Raw genomic sequence first — 18,032 nt, 5'->3', positions numbered from 1 at the left:
GACCGGGAACCCGGGAGAGACCCGGCTATACGGTGGCGCGGTCGCGGCCCTCCCAATGCGGTTTGCGCAGTTCCTTTTTCAGGACCTTGCCGGTGGGGTTGCGCGGCAGCTCGTCAACGATGTCGACACTCTTGGGGCACTTGTAACCGGCCAGCCGTTCCCGGGCGAAGGCGATGAGGTCCTTCTCGGAGACCTCCGATTCGGTGACGACGACGGCCTTGACCACCTCGCCCCACTTGTCGTCGGGTACCCCGATCACCGCGACGTCGACGACGGCGTCGTGTTCGGCGAGCACCCTCTCCACCTCGATCGAGTAGATGTTCTCGCCGCCCGAGATGATCATGTCCTTGAGCCGGTCCTCGACGAAGATGTACCCGTCCTCGTCGACGCGGCCGATGTCGCCGGTGCGGAACCAGCCGTCCTCGGTGATCGCCTCTGCGGTGGCCTCCGGCTTGTTGTGGTAGCCCTTCATCAATTGCTTGGTGCGGAACCACAATTCGCCCTGCTGGTTGGTGGGTACCTCCTCGAGGGTGTCGGGGTCGACGACACGTACCTCGGCGTTGTTGGTCAACCGCCCCGCGCTCTGCAGCCGCTCGGGCCGCTCGTTGCGGTGGTCCTCGGGCATCAGGCGGCTGATCACGCCGCACACTTCGGTCAGCCCGTACACCTGGATGAAGTCGGTGTCCGGCCACGCCTCGAGGGCCTGGCGCAGCAGCGGCAGCGGCATGGGCGAGGCGCCGTAGCCGAAGGTCTTCAGCGCGGCGAACAATTTGACCGCGTCCTCCCCGGCCTCGAGCACCTTGGCCAGCACCGCCGGCACCAGGAACGTGCGGTTGGCGCCCTTGAGGATGGCCCCGGCCAGGGCCCCGCCGTCGACCTCGCGGGTCATCACGCTCGGCACACCGTCGTGGATGCCGAATTGCACATACGAGGATCCGCCGACGTGGAACAGCGGCATCGACACCATGCTCTTGTCACCCTCGTCGAAGGTGAACCCGTCGTGGTTGTTGACGATGTGGGCGATCAGGTTGCTCTGGGTCAGCTCGACACCTTTGGGCCGGCCCGTCGTCCCCGAGGAGTACATGACGATCGCGACGTCCTCCGGGTCGACGTCGTCGCCGCGCTCGACGGGTGTGGCCGAGTCCAGCATCGCCTCGTACTCGTCGTCGCCCTCCGGGGTCACGGTGATGATCTGGTCGACGTGGGACAGCTTGTCGGCGATCTTGTCGATGACCGGCTTGAACTCGGCGCCGACGACGAGCAGCTTGGCGCCCGAATCGTTGATCACATAATCGAGTTCGTCGGCCGCCAGCCGGAAGTTGATGATCGCGTTGGCCGCGCCCAGCGATGCGGCCGCGAACGTCAGCTCGACACAGGCCGGGTGATTCATGTCCAGGAACGACACCACGTCCCCACGACCGACGCCGCGTTCCTAGAGCGCTCCGGCCAGACGGCGGACGCGGTCGTTCCACTGCGCCCAGGTCCAGTTCCGGTCCAGGTAGTCCATCGCCTCGGCGTCGGGCTTGGTTCGCGCCCAATGCGCGAGGCGATCGTCGAGGAAGCGGGGTTCGGGCAGCTCAGACATGGTCACAGCGTCCCATGTCCCGTTGCGGCGCTCAGCATTTCTCGCAAAACCTCCTGCTCGTCGATGGTCAGTGCACCAGTGGGGCCAGATGGGCCCGGGCGTAGGCGGTGACGGCGGCGTCGTCGCCGACATCCAGGGTCGGCGTGGCGACCTGGACCAACGAGGCGGCCAGCCGGATGTGCAGCTCGCAGACGGCGAGCAGCGCGTCGTCGGGCATCGTCGCACCCGCGGTGCGCAACGCCTTGGCCATCGCCCGGGCCGCGCTGACCAGGAACTCGCGCGCCTCGTCGACCATGTCGGCGGTGGCGGTGAAGCCGCCCTCGAGTTGCAGGAAGCGGCGCATCACCGGCTCGCCGCTCAACAGCCGCACCCCCTCGCGGAACGCGGCGACCGCGGCCTGCTGCGGGCCGTCGTCGATGGCCACCGTCTGCAGCCTGGCCATCGCGAAATCGAAGGTCTGGCGGCCGAGTTCGGTGATCAGCGCGTCGCGGGTGGGAAAGCGCCGGTACAGCGTGCTGCGGCTGACGCCGGCCTGGCGAGCGACGACGTCCATGCTGAGCCGTCCCACCCCGACCAGCGACACCTCCTCCGCGGCTGCTTTGAGGATCGCCGACTCCTGCTCGGTCCGGCTGTCGTTGTTGCGCCGACGCATCACGGTCCACCGACCGGGCATCGGCCGGCCGGTGGCGCGAACGAATCCAGCGCGACCGAACGGTGCACGTGCACCAGCTTCTCGTACTCGATCCGGTTGCGCGCCAACGGAATGAGCAACAGACGATCGGGCAGGGTGCGCCACGCGAGCTGCAGCATGGCGGTGTAGAGCGCGAACTCGCGGTCGTGCCGCGGCCGCCAGTCGAATCCGGTCAGCTCACGGATGCCGGGGTGCAGGATCCCGAACGAGCAGACCTTGACGACGCGCCCGGCCACCGGGCGCAGCACCAGCCAGGGCGGGGTGAGCGCCTTGCGCAACACCGGCGGCAGCACCAGCGTGGGCAGGGGCAGCCGGGTCAGGTCGGTGGTGACACGACGCAGGAACGGGTTGGTGGCCAGCTCTTCCCGCACCATCGTCTCGTAGTAATCGCGGGCCGCGGCGTAGGTCGTGGGAAGCTTGGCGTGCCTGCCGGGCAACTCCAATGCGCTGAACGCCTCGCGCAGCTGATGGTACGCGGCCTCCTCCTCGGCGTCGTTGAGCGAGTACCCGGTGGCGGGGGTGAAGGAGTTCAGCACCAGGAACAGGCCACTGACCGCGATCCAGTTCCACAGCTTGGGGTCCAGCGCGCTGTAGCGGACGTCGGCGAAATCGCCGACGCCCCTGCCCCGCACCTCGCGGTGCATGGTCTTGAGCCGCTCCCCCTCGGCCGCGCGGTCGTGCGCATCACCCCAGATCGCCAGGAATGCCGAAAAACCGCTGCGCACACCGCGATCGGCGAAGTTCTCGGCGAACCGGCCGGTTTTGTCCACCGCGGCCGCCACCGGGACCAGGGCGACCTCGTCGAACGCCGCTGCCCCGAAGAACCCGCCGAACACGCTGCCGGAGTGCTTCCGGAACTCCCGCATCACCTTCGGCCGGACGGGCTGTGCCGCACGCTGAGGAGCTTCGTTGACGACTGCGACCATGACGCCTCCCGGGGTTGGCTATGACACAAAGACTAGTTATCTGTGTCAACATGTCAACAACGGGTTCACGCCCCCGCGCAGACGCCGGAGTCTCGGATCACGGTGCCGTACACGTTCGCCGTCGCGGTGTTCGCGTTGATCTGCCCCGCCGGGACCTCTCTGCTGATCTTGTCGCTGATCTGGGTGAGCTGGTACCAGAGCCGGTAGATCGAATCCCCATGGAACAGCGGCGAATACTCACTCTGGTCCGGGTAGTTGACGATGAACAACGTGTCCGCGCGCGGCTGCAGGAACGCCGCCGACTGGTTCAGGTTGGCCACGACGACGTCCGCGGTGGCCCGGACTGCCGGATCTGTCCATTCGTCGCGCCGGTCACCCAGAAAGCGCTGAAACCCGAACGCCTGCGTCATCAGCTCGTCGTACTGGGCGTTGAACCACTGACACGACTCGCGCTGCGCGGTGACCTGTTCCGGCGTCACTCGGTTCTGCCAGAGGTTGTAGGGCCAGACGGTGTAATCGGGCGTCCAGTCCGACGGGTGCGGCACGAAGGCCGGCATCGTCGGTGCGGCGGCGCCCTCGTCGGGTTGCGCGCCGGCCGGCGCGGCGCCCGCCATGCACAACACCGCCAGCACCGCGGCCGGCCAGCGAGACATCGTCAGGCCCCGCCGAATTCGGGGCGCAACACCGGCGCCAGGACCGACAACGGAATCCGGGGCTGTACCGTGCCGCCGTCCATCGACCACTGCATGGCGCCAGGGGCGAAGTTGATCGGCGAGTCGCGGCCCACCGGATAGTCCGGCATGTACAGGATCAGTTCGTCATGGGTCAGTGCCCAGGCCTTGTAGCCACCGGAGTACACCTTGTCCGGCGTCCAGCGGTCCGGGGTGAACGGATAGGTGCCCGGCTGGTGCGGCGGAGGCGCGGCGTCGAGGGCAGCGACGATGAACGGCGCACCAAGACGCGGGATCTCGGCCAGATGGTCGACGCCCGGTTTGAACAGATCGGCCAGTTGCAGCTGCCGCCCGCCGGCGAAGGTGAAGGTGCGGTAGGCGTCGCTGATGATCGGCGCGTTCGGATGCGCCAGAGCGTCGGTACCGACTGTGCCCGAGTACATCTCGTGGAAGACGGCCGTCATCGCGTCACCGTGCTGGAAGATCTGGAACTGCTGCTCGCCGAAGCTGTCCTGGACCATGCTCTTCGCCGCGTTGCGCCAGTTGTTCATCAGGGTGGTCAGATACTGGCGGATGACGGGATTCTCGACCAGATCAGCGGGCAGCGCCATCTTGATGTTTCGGACGGCCTTGCGCTCCGAGACGACCGATGTCGTACAGAATTGTCCGTCCCACTGACCGCCCAGCTCACCACAGAATGCGGGAGCTGACGCCGACACCGGCGATGCGGTGGCGAGCGCAGCCGCCGCCACCATGGCGGCTGCGGCACTGCGGAGGGATCGGCGCATCACTATCGCAGCTCGACTTTGCTTGCCAGCCAGCGGCCGTCGATGTTGCGCATGGTCATCTTGATCCTGCTGCGGTCGATGCGCGGGTCGGGCACCGCGGCGTTGGACACCGACTGGTCGACGAACATCAGTACGACCACTTCCTCCTTCGACGCGGACTGGACGGCCGATTCGGTGACGATGCCGTGGGCGCTGGCCTTGTTGTCGATGAGTAGCTGCCGCAGCTCGGCGCTGGACTGCGAGTACATGTCCTTGAACTCCCCGGTGGCGCCGGCGAGCACCTGGTTGAAGTTCTCGTCCACCTTCGCCGAATCGATGCTCGTCAACACCTCGGCGTACTCGACGGCCGCTGCCCGCGCCTCGTCGCCGGCCCGCGCCACCTGACGGTCCTGCCACAATTGCCACCCCAGGAATCCGGAGGTGGCCAGTGCGCCGACCAACAGCAGCGCCACCGCGCCGAGCGCCACGCGACGGCGCCACGGCCCGCGACCATCGCCGTCCCCGGTCGGTGTGTCGGAGTCCTGTGCACCGTCGGCCGTCGCCTCCGCGGCAGACTCGTCGGCCTGCGCGTCGTCCGTGGGTTCGGCCTCGGTCTTCTCGTCGTCGCGCTCTCGGTCGGTCATCACTGACATTTCATCTCCTGGCTGCACGGGTGTCCATGCTGGTGTCGCGCTCGGTCATCGCGGCGGCTCGATCGGCAGGGTCGGGCCACCGTAGGGCGTCGGAATGGTGTACCGCCCCTTGGGCGTCGGGTCGGTGGTCCGGCCCAGGTCCGCCCCCGCAGGCGGACCCGCGGTGTCGTCGCCGGCCGGGCGCGGAGCGTTCTTGGCGCCGCGGACCAGCACTCCCGGGTGATCGTCGCGGCAGTAGGTGTACAGATACGGCTCCGGGAAATCCGCCGAAGCCGGTGGCCGGCGCGCCGTCCCGTAGTCACACGAGTAACGGGGGTAGATGTCACCGGTAGACCACAGCCCGCTGTCGTGCATCGTGGAGCCGATCGCGTCGAGCACCGAGGTTCGATAGTCCGGGAACAGCGCGTTCAGCGCCGGGACCCGCAGATACAGCAGCTGAGAGGTACTAGCCAGACTACCCAACAGCGACACCATCGTGTCGGAGTTGTCGGCGAACAGGTTGTCGACCGACGTCAGGGTCTGCGGCGTCTGTTCGGTCAACGTCCGGAAGCCCTCGCGCATCCGGTTCACCCCCGCGAACGTCTCGTCGAGGTTCTGCGAGGCCACCCCGATGCCGGCGTTCTTGTCGGCCGCCAAGGTGAAGACCACGCGGCTGGTGCGCAACATGCTGGTGGTTTCGGGCAACACCGAATCCAGTGTCGACAGCAGGAAGGTTCCGCCGTCGATGATGTCGGCCAGCTTCTGCGGGCCGGCTTCGGTCAAGCTGAGCTCGCTCTTGATCAGCTCCAGCTTCTCGGTGTCGACCTGGCGCAGGGCGCCGTCGGCGTTGGCCAGCAGCTCGGCCAGGCTGACCGGAACCGTGGTGTTGTCCTGCGCCACAACGCTTCCGTCGGTCAGATACGGGCCCTGGTCGCTCTCGGCGACGAAGTCGAGGTACTGCTCACCGGCGGGGGACAGCCCGGAGACCCGCACCGCGCTGGAAGCCGGCACCGCGACCGACGAGTCGACGCTCACCACGGCGTTGACGCCCGCTGGTGTGATGTCGAGCCGTTCGACCCGGCCGATCGGCACACCGCGCATCGTGACGTTCTGGTTCGGCAGCAGGCCCGCCGACTCCGGCAGCGACACGGTGACGCGATAGCTGGACGCGAGCGGATTGACTTGCAGCGCACCCAGAAACAGGTACGCGGTCGCGATGACGAAGGTCAGCACCAGTGCCCCCGCGGACAGCCAGGCGCGGCGGCGGTGACCGGCCCGGACCACCCCGACGACGCGGTCGGCGACGGCGCCGATCACTGCGGCGCCTCAGCCGGGAGGGCCGGGGGTACAGCCGGCGGCGGAGGCGCAGGCGCGGGTGCGCCGGGGCCCGGCGGGGATTGCACTGCGGGAGTCGGTGGCGGAGTCCAGATCTGCGCCGGCGGGGCTTGCGGAGCCGGGGCCGGTGCGGCGGTGCCGGGGATGGTGACGGTCTGTCCCGGTTCGGTGGGGCTGGGGATGACCGGGAGCTGCGGAACGCCGGGGCCCTTGCCGACGATGCGCTCCTGCAGCCGGAACAGCGCGTACTGGATGGAGCCCACCATCTGGTGCCAGTTGTGCCACTTGGGTCCGTGAAATCCGCGATCCCCGGCGAAACCGATATCTGGGATAGAGCCGAGAATTAACCGGTCGACGCTGGCGCGCAATGCGATCGCGTTACTGGTCGTGGACTTGATGAACGGGGGCATCAGCCGGTTGAGTGCGTACAACGTCGCATCGGGAGTCAGCACGACGTCGTTCCAGGCCGCGGCGATGGCGTTGGCGTCGGCGATGACGCTGCGGCCGCTGGTGTCGGTGCCGGCGATCGACGGGAACTTGCGCAGCTGCGCGGAAGTGTCGCCGAGTTGCAGCACCAGGTCGGCGATCTGATCGGTGTGGGCGGCCAACGTGTTGGTGGCCGGACCGGCGGCGTCCATCACCTCGCTGAGCGAGTCGTTCTTGGCGTCGAGCTGTTCGACCAGCCGGGACGTCTCGGTCATGGCCGTGGAGATCTCGTCAGAGCGCGCGTTGAGGGTCCCGAGGGTGTCGTTGGTCTTGCGGATCAGGTCGCCGAACGCCTGCCCCCGGTCGCCGGTGGCCTTGCCCAGGCCGTTGATGATGTTGGTGAAGTTGCGCACCGCGCCCCCGTTGACCAGGATGGCCGCCGAACTCAGCACTGACTCGACCGTGGCTGCGGCCGTGGTGGATTCGATCGGAATGGTGTCGCCGTCACCGAGCAGCGGGCCGCCGGGCGCGGCGTCGCTGGGCGGTTTGATCGACACGAACACGTCACCCAGCGGGGTGGCCGATCTCAGCTCTGCAGTGCTGCCCACCGGGAGTAGGACGCCATCCTGGATGCGCAACGTGGTCACCGCCGTGTAGTTGCTTGCCACCATCGACTCCATCTGGCCGATGTCGGCGCCCGCGAGCTTCACCTTCGCCATCGCGGGCAGGTTCAGCGCGTTGGAGAACACCGCGTTGATCGTGTAACCGCCCGAGCCGCCGGTCGGCGCCGGCAGCGGGAGGCTGGCCAATCCCTCGGTGGCACAACCGGACATCGGCAGGGTCGAGATCGCCACCGCAGCCAGGACCAAGTTCGCGCGGCGGGCCATCACTTCTGCCCCATCGCCGCGAGACCGTCCAGGACGTAACTCAACCCGAAGTCCGGTCCGAAGTCCTGCAGAGTTCCGGTGCTGCACCCTAATTGTCGCAGGCCCATCATGTTGCACATCTCTTTGACCGTCTGGGTGTCGAACAGCACCTTGTCGGCGAGGACGTGCACCCGCACCGCACCGTTCTGCCGGTCGATGGCGTTGTAGATGTTGTCCAGGGTCATTGGGGTCACGTCGAGGAGCTCCGCAAGGTCGCGCTGGTGGTCCACGGTGGTGGTCAGCGCGGTATCGCCGTTGGCGACGATCTGTTTGATGGCGTCGCGGTGGGTGTCGAGCACCTCGCCCAGCTGGTTGACCACGTCGTTGATCTTCTTGCCGGTGGTGCCGGTGCCGAAGTTCTCGTCGGCCAGCACCTGGCTGAGTTGCCGGACACTGGAGCCAAATTCGCGCAGTGTCGCATCGTTGTCGGCGGCCGCCTCGAACAGAGTGCTCACGTTCTTGATGGCCGCGGTCAACTGGTCGCGGGTCACCGCGCCGCGGTCGGAGCTCAGCCGCAGCGCGTTCGACAGTTCCCCGAGCGCGTCTTTCATCTGCTGGCCGTTGCCGTCGACGATCGCCGCGCTGGCATCGACGACATCGCGGATGGGCCCGTTGCCCTTGCTGTCACCTTCCAGTGAGGTGGACAACTTGTCGAGCACGTCGAGAACGCGCGCGAACTCCACCGGAGTTTTGGTTCGGTGCAACCCGATGGTGTCCTTGTTCTGCAGGGTCGGTCCGTCGCGGTATGCCGGGGTAAGTTCGATCTGCCGGTCGGTCAGGATCGAATTCGAGATCATTACTGCCTGCACATCGGCCGGCACCCGGACGTCACCGTCGACCGTGAACTCGACTTCGACGTAACCGCCCTTCGGCTCGATCTTGGTGACCTCGCCCACCGGCATCCCCAGCACCGCCACCGCGTTGCCTTCGTAAAGACCTGCCGCGCTATCGAACTGCGCGGTCACCGAGATGGTGTCCAGGCGGTCTGCCATAAACGACAGTGCCACCACGGCGACGACCAGCGCGAACGCACACACGGCGGCTATCAACGCCACCACCTTCGCCCTGGTGCTCATCACTTGCAGTCCTTGTAATACTCGATCATGCCGAACTGTTTGGCCCGTCCGCTGATCGCGCACATCCACGAATCGACGAGCAATCCGTTGGCAGCGTTGAAGTCGACGGCGTTACCGTTGCCGGTGGCGTTGGCCAGCCCGCGCAGTGCCACCGGGCCCGACTGCAGGATGTCGCGGACCAGATCATCATGCTGGCCGAGCATGTCGGATAGTTCTCGGACGTCGACGAGCAGGGACTCTAGCTCGGGCCGATCGTCAATCACGATGTCATTCAACTTCTGAACGAGGTTGGTGATCGCCGCCATCATGGCGTGGAAGGATGCCCGGCGCAGCACGAACTCCCCCAACAGGTCGTTGCCCTGGCGGACCAAGCTCGCGATGTTGGCCTGCTGGCGGCGCAGTGTGGTGCTGACCAGTTCGGTGGTCTCCAACAGCGCACCGAGTTGGTCGCGCCGGTCGGTGATGATGGTCGACAGCGTGTGGGTGTTCTCCATAGCCCGCGGCACGATCGCCGGCAGTCCCTCCATCTGTCGGCCCAGAATACTCAGTGTCTCGGCGAACTTGTCGGAGTCCACCTGCTCGTAAGTGGTGGTGACGTCGGTGAGGGCTTCCTGCAGGTCGTACGGGACTTCGGTGTGCGCCAGGTCGAACGTGCCTCCCTGGATCGAACCGTCGCCCGCGGGCTGTAGCGCGAGGTACCGCGAGCCCAGGATGGTGGTGACCTTGATGACGGCGCGCGAATCCTCGCCGAGCGCAACGTCGTTGCTCACCTTGAAGCTCGCCTCGACGTGATCTCCGGCCAGCGTCAGGCTGGTCACCTCGCCGACCGGGATACCGGCCACGGTGACCGGGTTGCCCGGCTGCAACGCGGCGGCCTGCAGGAACTGCGCCCGGTAGTGGCGGTAACCGATGTCGGCGGCTCTCACCACCAACAGGGCCCCGACCAGTACCGCCACCACGGCGACCCCGACGATGCCCAGCAGGAGCTTGTTGCGGTCTTCCAGCGGCCGTCGACGGGCCTTCTTCGGTTCAGCCATCTGCCAAGTTCCTGCACTTCGGTGTGTATCTGGCCTTGTTACCGGGGGTTGCCGCGTCGACGATGATCGGTGTCACGTCGTTGAGACCGGGAAAGAACCCGGTGCCATTGAGGTCGCAGGAGTATCCATTAACGTACGTACCTTCGCTGGTGATCCGTGCAAATCCCTTGAGCAGTAACGGCAAATTGGCACCGGTGAACGCCAACTGCGGTTCGATACTGACCAGATGCTGGGCGAACCCGGGCTCGCGCTCGACGAGTTCGTTCAACGACGGGTACACCTCGTCGGTGACTTTGGAGAGCTGAGTCATTACCCGCGCCATCGACCCCGTCGATTCCACCAGAGCGGAGCGCTGCCGGTCGAAGTTTGATACTACCGCCTGCACCTGGCCGATGGTCTGATCCAGGCTGTCGTTGTACTGGGCCATGTTGGCCATGACGGTGTTCAGATCGGTGATCACCGTAGCGAGTTCCTCGTCGCGGCCGGCGAACGACTCGGTCAGCTGGGAGGTCTGGTTGACCAGCTCGAAGATGGAGGCCTCGTCTCCCTGCAGCGATTGGATGACCCCCTTGGTCAGGTTGTCGGCATCGCGCGGATTGAGCAGGCTGAACAATGGTTCGTACCCGTTGAGCAGCGTGGTCACATCGAATGACGGATCCGAGCGCTCGAGCGGGATCACGCTGTTCGGCGGTAGTGCGCCCGGATCGCCGGCGCGCCCCAGCGACAGTCCGAGGTACCGCTGGCCGACGATGTTCTGATAGGTCACCGAGGCGACGGTGGTGCCCAGCACCTGCTGTTCCCGCTGCACCACGAACGACACCTTCGCGAGATCGCCCTGCAGCTCGATCTTCTCGACGCGCCCGACGCGCACGCCGGCCATCCGTACATCGTCGCCCTCACGCAGGCCGAACACATCGGTGAACATTGCAGCGTAGGGAACGGTGCTGCCGGCGACGTCTCGGCGCAACGTGACGTACACCAGCCACGTCAACGTCAGCGACACCACCATGAACAGCGACAGTCCGATCAGCGCACCGCGGTATCTCATCAGGGCTCCCCGTGAGTGGATTCGGCAGCCGACGCCGTCATGCCACGCGCCAGCGGACCGAGTAGCAGCTGGGTGGCCACCGTCGCCGGCTGCCCGGTGAGGCGGCCCAGTTGGGCGCGTTCGTACTGACTGCCGACGGGTCCCACACTGCCGCCGAAGGACGCCGGCGCGGCGTGCGCGGCCAACCCGGCCGGCGGAGCGGGCGCGGGCGCCGGCGGGCGCGGGGGCATGTGCGGCGGCTTGGGCGCCACCGGAGCTACTGGTGACAACGGCACCGGAGGTTGCGGTGTCGGGGCGAGCTCGGGATTTGCGGTGCCGGGCACCGGTGGCGACGGGCTCATCCACGGCGGCAGCGGCGGATTCGGATCCGCCAGGCTGGGGCTGGGGTTCACCAGCGGCGGGCCGACGGCGACGAGGTTGCCGTTCGGGCCGATCTCGGTGCCGGCGGGCGGTGCCAGATCCTTGGGCGGCTGGTAGTTCTGCGGCAACAGCTGATCGGGCAGTTCCGGGCGCGTCGGGACCAACGGCGCGGTGTAGCAACTTGGCCCCTTGAGCCCGGCGTACTGGGGGCAGTCAGCCCTGGTGTAGCTGTACGTCGGAGTGAGCGAGAGATTGATCCGGAGGTTGCTTGCGTCATTCTCGTAGTTCCAGACTTCGTCGAAGAACTTGTCCGACAGGCCGTTCAACTTGACGAACGCCGGCACCCAGTGGTGGGCCGTTTGAGCGAGGCTGCCGAGCACCGGGGTCAGCTCCGAGGTGATCCGCACCATACGGTCGGTGTGATTGCTCAGCGCGGTGTGGGTGGTGCCGACCGTGGTGATGCCGCCGTTGATCATCGAGGTCAGCGCTGCGTCCTGCTCGACCAACGTGCGCATCGGCTGAACTGCCTGGTGCAGCGCGTCGACCAGATCGGGTGCGGTCTGCGCGAGCCCGCGGGTCGCGTCGACGAGCGCCGACACCGTGGTCGGTCCCGGATCGGTGGCGATGATCTGGTCGAGTTCCTCGACCATCCGATTCAATTGCGCTGCGCTGGTCAACAGTTCGCTGCGACGTCCTTGGGTGGCTGCGTTGACCGCGGCGAGGATGCCGATCGTGTGGTCTTCGCGGCCTCGGCCGGTCGCGGCGAGGATGTCGCGCAGCTTGGTGATGGTGGTCTGGAACAGCACGGTCGGCAGCTCTGTGTTCTCCGGGATGACGGCCCCGGGCGGGATCGCCGGCCCGCCGGGCGCGCCGCTGTCGACGAGCTGGACAGAGGACACCGCGAACACGTTGCTGGGCACCACCCGCGCGGTCACTCCGGCCGGGATCGATCCGGCGTACTCCCGCTTCAGGTCGATGTGCACGAAGTTCGGGTCACCGTCCACGGCGGGCGTGACATCGGTGACCGCACCGACCAGCACCCCGTGGTACTTCACGTCGGAGCGCTGCGGCAGACCGTCACCGACGTTGACCATCGCAGCGACAACGCGCACCACCGGTTCCAGCCGACCCGTCGACTTGACCAACAGCGTCGCGGTGACCAGCGCGACGACGGCCAGCAGCGCCACCCCGCAGCCGAGCAGTTGCCGGTCGGTGGGCCCGCGCCCGTCCAGCTCGAAGGAATTCGCCATTCAGCCCCCGAACCTCGCACCGGCGTCCACCGACCACAACGCCATCGTGAGCAGCATGTTGACCATGATCACGACGGTGATGCTGGCGCGCATGGCATGGCCGGCGGCGACACCAACCCCGACCGGACCGCCGCTGGCGTAGTAGCCGTAGTAGCACTGCACCGTCGAGGCGATCCAGACGAAGACGATCGTCTTGAGCACCGAGTACACGATGTCCTGACCGGACAGCATCAGTGTGAAGTAGTGCAGGTAGGACCCTGTGGAGCCGCCGCTGATCACCTGCACGACGACCTGCGTGGTCAGATAACTGACCGCCAGGCAGACGACGTAGAGCGGGATGACCGCGACCACCGAAGCCATCAACCGCGTCGTCACCAGGTACGGGATGGGCCGGATGCCAAGGGATTCCAGCGCGTCGATCTCCTCGGCGATGCGCATCGACCCCAACTGCGCGGTGAACCGGCAGCCGGCCTGGGTGGCGAAGGCCAGCGACGCTGCGATCGGCGCCAGTTCTCGGGTGTTGACCAACGACGAGATGATGCCGGTCGCCGGTCCCAGGCCCAGCAGGTCCAGGAAGTTGTAGCCCTCGATCCCGACCAGCGCGCCGACGGTGATGCCCAGCACGACGGCGACGCCGGCCGTCCCGCCGCCGACGACCAACGAGCCGTTGCCCCAGGCGATGTCGGAGAGCAGCCGGACGAACTCGCTGCGGTAGTGCCGGAACGCCACGGGTATCCCGGCCAGCGCGCGGACGAAGAACACCAGCATGTGGCCGAGCCGGATGACCGGCGCGGTGGTGCGCCGGTAGGCACGCCGCATGCCGCCGAGCACCGCCGGAGAGAATGTCGAGGCGGCCACTGCTACAGCCCGACCCGGGGGAACATCATGATGTAGAGCTGGCTGACCGCCACGTTGACGACCATCAGCACCAGGATGGATTCGACGACGGCGGCGTTGACCGAGTTCGCGACACCGGTGGGACCGCCCTGGGTGGACAGCCCCTTCTGGCAGGCGACCACCGCGACGATCGCGCCGAAGATCACCGCCTTGATCAAGGCGACGATCATGTCGCCGGTGGTGGTGAACGATGCGAAGGTGGCCACGAAGCTGCCCGGCGCGCCGTTCTGGAAGTACACGTTGAACAGGTAACTGGCCAGAAAGCCCACGAAGCACACCACGCCGGTGAGCGCGACACCGATCATGATCGCGGCGGCGAACCGCGGGACCACCAGGCGCCGGACCACTGAGACGCCCATCACCTCCATGGCGTCGGTCTCCTCGCGCATCGTGCGGGAGCCGAGGTCGGCGGTGATCGCCGAACCGACCGCAGCGGCCATCAGGATCGCGGCCACCAGCGACGCGGCCTGCCGGATCACCGCCAACCCGCTGGCCGCGCCGGCCAACGACGTCGCACCCACCTGGCCGGCCAGCAGCGCGAACTGGATCGACAGTGTCACGCCGATCGGCAACGCCACCAATACCGTTGGCAGCACGGCGGTGCCCGCCATGAAGGCGCCCTGCCGGATGAACTCCTGCCATTGGAAGCGCCCGGTGAACAGGTCGACGAAAAAGTACTGCAACGTTCGGACACCGAGGACGAACTGTTGCCCGACCGTGGTCAGCGATGCCAGCGGGTGGCGTCGCACGTACCCGCCGGCCCAGTCGGCCATGACGTGCACGGAATTATCGTGGCGGACCGGCTGATCCCCCGTAGTCATGCCCGAGGTCCGCTCCGCCGCAGCACTTCCCGACCCGCAACGCAGAAGGCGGAGCCGTGCGTGCCGTTCGTCGAGGCGCATGACAGGCCCACGTTCCACGCCTTCCGATTCCGATGCCCCACCCGCTTGAGCAACCTAGGTGACCAAGTCGTCGATGGTCGACACCGTAGGACCGTCGCGACGATTGCGTCAAGGTTTCGGGAATCTTTCATTAACTTATTAGGCGGATGGAGCCGCGTCGCCAGAGATTGACGGCTGCGCAGATTTGTCGCCGCCCTCGGCGAGCAGGAGCACCCGCAGCAGTCCGGCGACGGTCTGCCGCGCCGATTCGGTGTTCCGGTAGCCGACCAACCGTCCGATGTCGACGACGAGTCCCAGCGCGGCGTGCACGGCGAACCTGGCTTCGACGGCCGGCATCCCGGGGCGTGCGGCGACCACCTGGCGCACCCACGCCTCGACCGTCGCGCGTTGAATGTTCTGCAAGGCCGCCCGGTCCTCGGGCGGGACGTTGATCCGCTCGGCAAAGTACACATACGCCAGCTCGGGCTCAGCGAAGGACCTCCATACGTACGCGTCGATCAGTCGCTCGACGGCCGTGCGGGCGTCCGGTGCCGTTGCCAGGATCGCGCTCGCATCCCCGGACACCCGGTCGGCAGCCCGCCGGTAGATGGCGGTCAGGATCGCGGCCTTGCCGCTGAAGAAGCGATAGATGCTCGAGGCAGGCAACCCGATCACCGCGGCGATGTCGTCCATTCCGGTCTCGCGGTATCCGTACTCGTTGAACAGCCGCAGCGCGGTGGCAAGGATCATCTCGTACTCACCCGCGGGGTCGACGCACCGGCGCGGCGCGGGTCCTGGCTCGTCGTCGACGAGGTGCGGCGGCAGATCGGCGCTGCGCAGCTGCCGGGCCATGTCGGCCAGCAACCGACGCATTTCGTTGGCGGCAAGCTTGGCCCGGTGGTCGGTGATGCTGGCCAGGGCACTGAGCACCGAGGCCGTCAGGGTCCATCGCTGCCGGCTGTCCAGCCCGGGCCGCAGCTGCGACAGCGGCCGCTGCAACCGGCGGTTGACCAGCTTCACCTGCTCGTTGAGGACCGTCTGATCGGCCGGCGCAAGATAGCGTGCCTCCCAGCGGTAGAGCCCTCCGCTGGAGCGGGTCTTGATCGACGTGTCGATCAACGCGGCAACGATGCGCTCCCAGAGGTCCCCGGGTGCGGACGTGGTGTCGTCGTCGGCGAAGTCGGTGGCCGAGACCAGCTGCTCGCCGAGCCCGAGCACGGCAGCGCGGAACAGGTCGTACTTGCCGGAGTAGTGGCGATACAGCGAGGCGGCGGTTACGCCCACCCGCGACGCGATGTCCTCCATACTGACCGCGTGGTAGCCCAACTCGCTGAACGCTTCCGCTGACGCCCGGGCGATCTGCTGCTTACGATCCTTGGGACGCCTGCGATCGTCGCGGACGGCCGCAGACGTTGCCATACGGCACACCCTAACGCGGCGCGCGCCCTCGCGGAGACAATCCACTGTTCTGACGAACGGTCATTCACTTGTTGACGCCGCGGCGCGGTCGCGCGCCGGTGCCGACGACGGGCCTCTCAGATCAGGCAATCCCCTGCGCGGTGAATGTCCGTGGCACCGACCCCAGCTCGCGCAGCCAGCCTTTGCGGGCCTGGGGATACCACTTGAACGCCGCGGGCACCGCCGGCCACGCCGTCCGGACCGTCGCCCGGATGGCCCGGTAGGCCGCCTCGTCGGCGCGGGTCCACCGGATGTCGAAGCGCTCGCGCACCAGCGGTGGCAGTCCGCCGAAGATGACCAGACGCAACGGCGGCGCCAGGGCAGCGCGCACCGGCAGGGTGGGCAGCAGCAGGTTGGCCAGCGGCCGCAGGCGCGGATGGGTCGGATAGTCCGGGGATGCACTCATGTCCGGGATGGCGCTGCGCCCGATGAACTCGATGAGATAGTCCGACGCCGGATTGGGCTGCAGCACCTCGGCGCAATACCGGTCGACCTCGGCCTCGAACGCCGCCCGGTCGGGTGGCACCACGGTGTCGGTCATCGCGTAGCGCCGGTACCACTCGCACCCGTCGGCGTAGAGTTCCTCGCGCTCGTAAGCGGTGAGGCGACGACCGTCCCAGTGCTCGGCGATCCGGTCCACCATGCGCTGGAATGTGGCGTGCGCCCACCAGAACGTCTCGGGGTGCAGGGCGTGGTAGCGACCTCCATCGGGCAGTTCGCCCTTGATGTGGTGATGGAAGTCGCGTACCCGCAGCCCGGTCGCGTCGGCCTGCGGTCCGTCGTAGACCGTGCCCACGATCCCGGGCAGCGAACGGAACACCCGGTCGACGGGATCGTCGAAGAAGTCGGAGTGGTCGATCAGACCATGACCGATGGCCGGATGCATCGTCTGCAACAACCCGGCCGGGCCGCCCTCGAACGCGATGCGCATGTCCCCCGCCCACCGCCACAGCAGCGACTGTGCCCCCAGGGGCCGTCGCGCCCCACCCTCGTCGTGTGCCACCATGACGTCATGGTCACACGAGCTATCACTCGCGTTCAATTCGCATTTCGATGACCGGCGACCCGGTAAGGGCTCCGCGCCGCGCTCCGCGCCAGCAGCGCTCCCGCGAGATGGTGGAACGCATCCTCGATGCGGGCCGGCAGTTGCTGATCACCCACGGCTACGACGGCGCGTCGACCAACCGCATCGCCCAGGCCGCGGGGATCAGCCCCGGCTCGCTGTATCAGTACTTCCCGAACAAGGACGCGATCGCCGGCGCGGTGATCGACCGCTACAGCGATCAGTTGTCGGCGCGGGTGGCCGCCAACGTCGCCGAACGTCTGACCCAGTCGCCACCCGACTACGTCCGCGAGTCCATTGCGGCGCTGCTCGACGCTCTCGACGTGCACCCGGAGTTGCTCCGCGCGGTGATGGAGCAGACACCGCGGCTGGGCAGCGGGGGCAAACTCCTGGCGTTCGAGCAGCGCATCGGTGAGCTGACGGTGGCCTATCTGACCATCAACCGGAAACAGGTCCGGCCGGATGCACCGCTGGACACCGCGTCCTGGATGCTGGTGCGGATGGTCGAACACCTCTGTGTCCGTTACATTCTCGACCGGCCCCCGATCCCGCGCGAGCGCTTCCTCGACGAGATCTCGGCCATGGCACTGAATTACCTTCGGCCCTGGCCGAATCCGCCGGAGGACTGTTTCGCCTGATGGACGACGACGAGTTCACCCCCAAGCGACGCTTCCTGCACGCATACCGGGCCGGAGGCAACGCCACCTCGTTGCTGGACCGCGCGCTGCTGGCGGCGCTGATCTACATCGCGTTCGGCGTGGTGTACACCGGACTGCACATTCCCGTGCTGGTTCAGGTCGAATCGGTGCTCAACCCACAGTTCACCGTCTTCGCCGATCTGATCGCGGTGGCCGCCACGGTCGCACTGTGGCCGCTGCTGCTGGGCAGCGCGCTCGTGTGCGGTGCCGCCGGGTGCGGGGTGCTCTAGCTGTAACTCCCAGACAGGTTGTGAACGGCGTGGTGAGCGGAAGTAGGTGAGGACCTCCGGTATCGGTGTGGTTAC

The 18,032-nt window shown here is 67.2% G+C and carries 17 protein-coding genes and 1 pseudogene; 2 read left to right on the top strand and 16 right to left on the bottom strand.

Going from position 1 to position 18,032, the window contains the following annotated elements; all coding sequences use genetic code 11:
• Positions 1-25: 25 nt before the first annotated feature.
• The 16 genes and pseudogenes from ACAG25_RS20730 to ACAG25_RS20655 all read right to left on the bottom strand — a co-directional run bounded on the left by ACAG25_RS20730 (position 26) and on the right by ACAG25_RS20655 (position 16,972).
• A pseudogene (locus ACAG25_RS20730) lies at positions 26-1,585 on the bottom strand (long-chain-fatty-acid--CoA ligase).
• Between the two features lie 67 nt (positions 1,586-1,652).
• The gene (locus ACAG25_RS20725; protein WP_098001054.1) at positions 1,653-2,237 is read right to left on the bottom strand and encodes a TetR/AcrR family transcriptional regulator; all 585 of its coding nucleotides are present in this window, start codon (positions 2,235-2,237) and stop codon (positions 1,653-1,655) included.
• Positions 2,237-3,202, bottom strand: coding sequence for an oxygenase MpaB family protein (locus tag ACAG25_RS20720; RefSeq protein WP_370490361.1), 966 nt, complete (start codon positions 3,200-3,202; stop codon positions 2,237-2,239). Before ACAG25_RS20720 ends, ACAG25_RS20725 begins: the two co-directional genes overlap by 1 nt.
• A 65-nt stretch (positions 3,203-3,267) precedes the next feature.
• Entirely contained in the window at positions 3,268-3,855 is a 588-nt protein-coding gene (locus ACAG25_RS20715) for a hypothetical protein (RefSeq protein ID WP_370490360.1), read from the bottom strand.
• 2 nt (positions 3,856-3,857) lie between these two features.
• Positions 3,858-4,661 carry a mannan-binding lectin gene (locus ACAG25_RS20710; protein ID WP_370490359.1) on the bottom strand — a complete coding sequence of 268 codons (804 nt, stop codon included), beginning with the start codon at positions 4,659-4,661 and terminating at the stop codon, positions 3,858-3,860.
• A 2-nt stretch (positions 4,662-4,663) separates the two neighbouring features.
• Entirely contained in the window at positions 4,664-5,293 is a 630-nt protein-coding gene (locus tag ACAG25_RS20705; RefSeq protein ID WP_370490358.1) for a DUF3329 domain-containing protein, read from the bottom strand.
• Between the two features lie 45 nt (positions 5,294-5,338).
• A complete protein-coding gene (locus ACAG25_RS20700; protein ID WP_370490357.1) occupies positions 5,339-6,589 on the bottom strand; it encodes an MlaD family protein in 1,251 nt (416 codons plus the stop codon).
• Positions 6,586-7,920: an MlaD family protein gene (locus ACAG25_RS20695; RefSeq protein ID WP_370490356.1), complete on the bottom strand. Its 1,335-nt coding sequence runs from the start codon at positions 7,918-7,920 to the stop codon at positions 6,586-6,588. The genes ACAG25_RS20700 and ACAG25_RS20695 overlap by 4 nt, the downstream gene beginning before the upstream one ends.
• On the bottom strand, positions 7,920-9,035 hold the full coding sequence (locus ACAG25_RS20690) for an MCE family protein (protein WP_370490355.1): 1,116 nt from the start codon (positions 9,033-9,035) through the stop codon (positions 7,920-7,922). The genes ACAG25_RS20695 and ACAG25_RS20690 overlap by 1 nt, the downstream gene beginning before the upstream one ends.
• Positions 9,035-10,072 carry an MCE family protein gene (locus ACAG25_RS20685; protein WP_370490354.1) on the bottom strand — a complete coding sequence of 346 codons (1,038 nt, stop codon included), beginning with the start codon at positions 10,070-10,072 and terminating at the stop codon, positions 9,035-9,037. The genes ACAG25_RS20690 and ACAG25_RS20685 overlap by 1 nt, the downstream gene beginning before the upstream one ends.
• On the bottom strand, positions 10,065-11,120 hold the full coding sequence (locus ACAG25_RS20680) for an MlaD family protein (protein ID WP_370490353.1): 1,056 nt from the start codon (positions 11,118-11,120) through the stop codon (positions 10,065-10,067). The genes ACAG25_RS20685 and ACAG25_RS20680 overlap by 8 nt, the downstream gene beginning before the upstream one ends.
• Positions 11,120-12,730 carry an MCE family protein gene (locus ACAG25_RS20675; RefSeq protein ID WP_370490352.1) on the bottom strand — a complete coding sequence of 537 codons (1,611 nt, stop codon included), beginning with the start codon at positions 12,728-12,730 and terminating at the stop codon, positions 11,120-11,122. Before ACAG25_RS20675 ends, ACAG25_RS20680 begins: the two co-directional genes overlap by 1 nt.
• Positions 12,731-13,549, bottom strand: coding sequence for an ABC transporter permease (locus ACAG25_RS20670; RefSeq protein ID WP_098001059.1), 819 nt, complete (start codon positions 13,547-13,549; stop codon positions 12,731-12,733).
• A gap of 41 nt (positions 13,550-13,590) precedes the next feature.
• Positions 13,591-14,448 (bottom strand): MlaE family ABC transporter permease, encoded by an 858-nt coding sequence (locus ACAG25_RS20665; protein ID WP_370490351.1) that lies wholly within the window; start codon positions 14,446-14,448, stop codon positions 13,591-13,593.
• Between the two features lie 219 nt (positions 14,449-14,667).
• Positions 14,668-15,927, bottom strand: a complete 1,260-nt coding sequence (locus ACAG25_RS20660; RefSeq protein WP_370490350.1) for a TetR/AcrR family transcriptional regulator — start codon at positions 15,925-15,927, stop codon at positions 14,668-14,670.
• 121 nt (positions 15,928-16,048) lie between these two features.
• Entirely contained in the window at positions 16,049-16,972 is a 924-nt protein-coding gene (locus ACAG25_RS20655; protein ID WP_370490349.1) for an oxygenase MpaB family protein, read from the bottom strand.
• Between the two features lie 47 nt (positions 16,973-17,019).
• Between ACAG25_RS20655 and ACAG25_RS20650 the strand changes: the two genes are divergently transcribed.
• Positions 17,020-17,667, top strand: coding sequence for a TetR/AcrR family transcriptional regulator (locus tag ACAG25_RS20650; protein ID WP_370490348.1), 648 nt, complete (start codon positions 17,020-17,022; stop codon positions 17,665-17,667).
• A complete protein-coding gene (locus ACAG25_RS20645; RefSeq protein ID WP_098000728.1) occupies positions 17,667-17,957 on the top strand; it encodes a hypothetical protein in 291 nt (96 codons plus the stop codon). Before ACAG25_RS20650 ends, ACAG25_RS20645 begins: the two co-directional genes overlap by 1 nt.
• The last annotated feature ends 75 nt before the right edge of the window (positions 17,958-18,032 follow it).

Source organism: Mycobacterium sp. pV006, assembly GCF_041287115.1.
GTDB lineage: Bacteria > Actinomycetota > Actinomycetes > Mycobacteriales > Mycobacteriaceae > Mycobacterium.
This window is presented reverse-complemented; position numbering and strand designations above follow the sequence as displayed.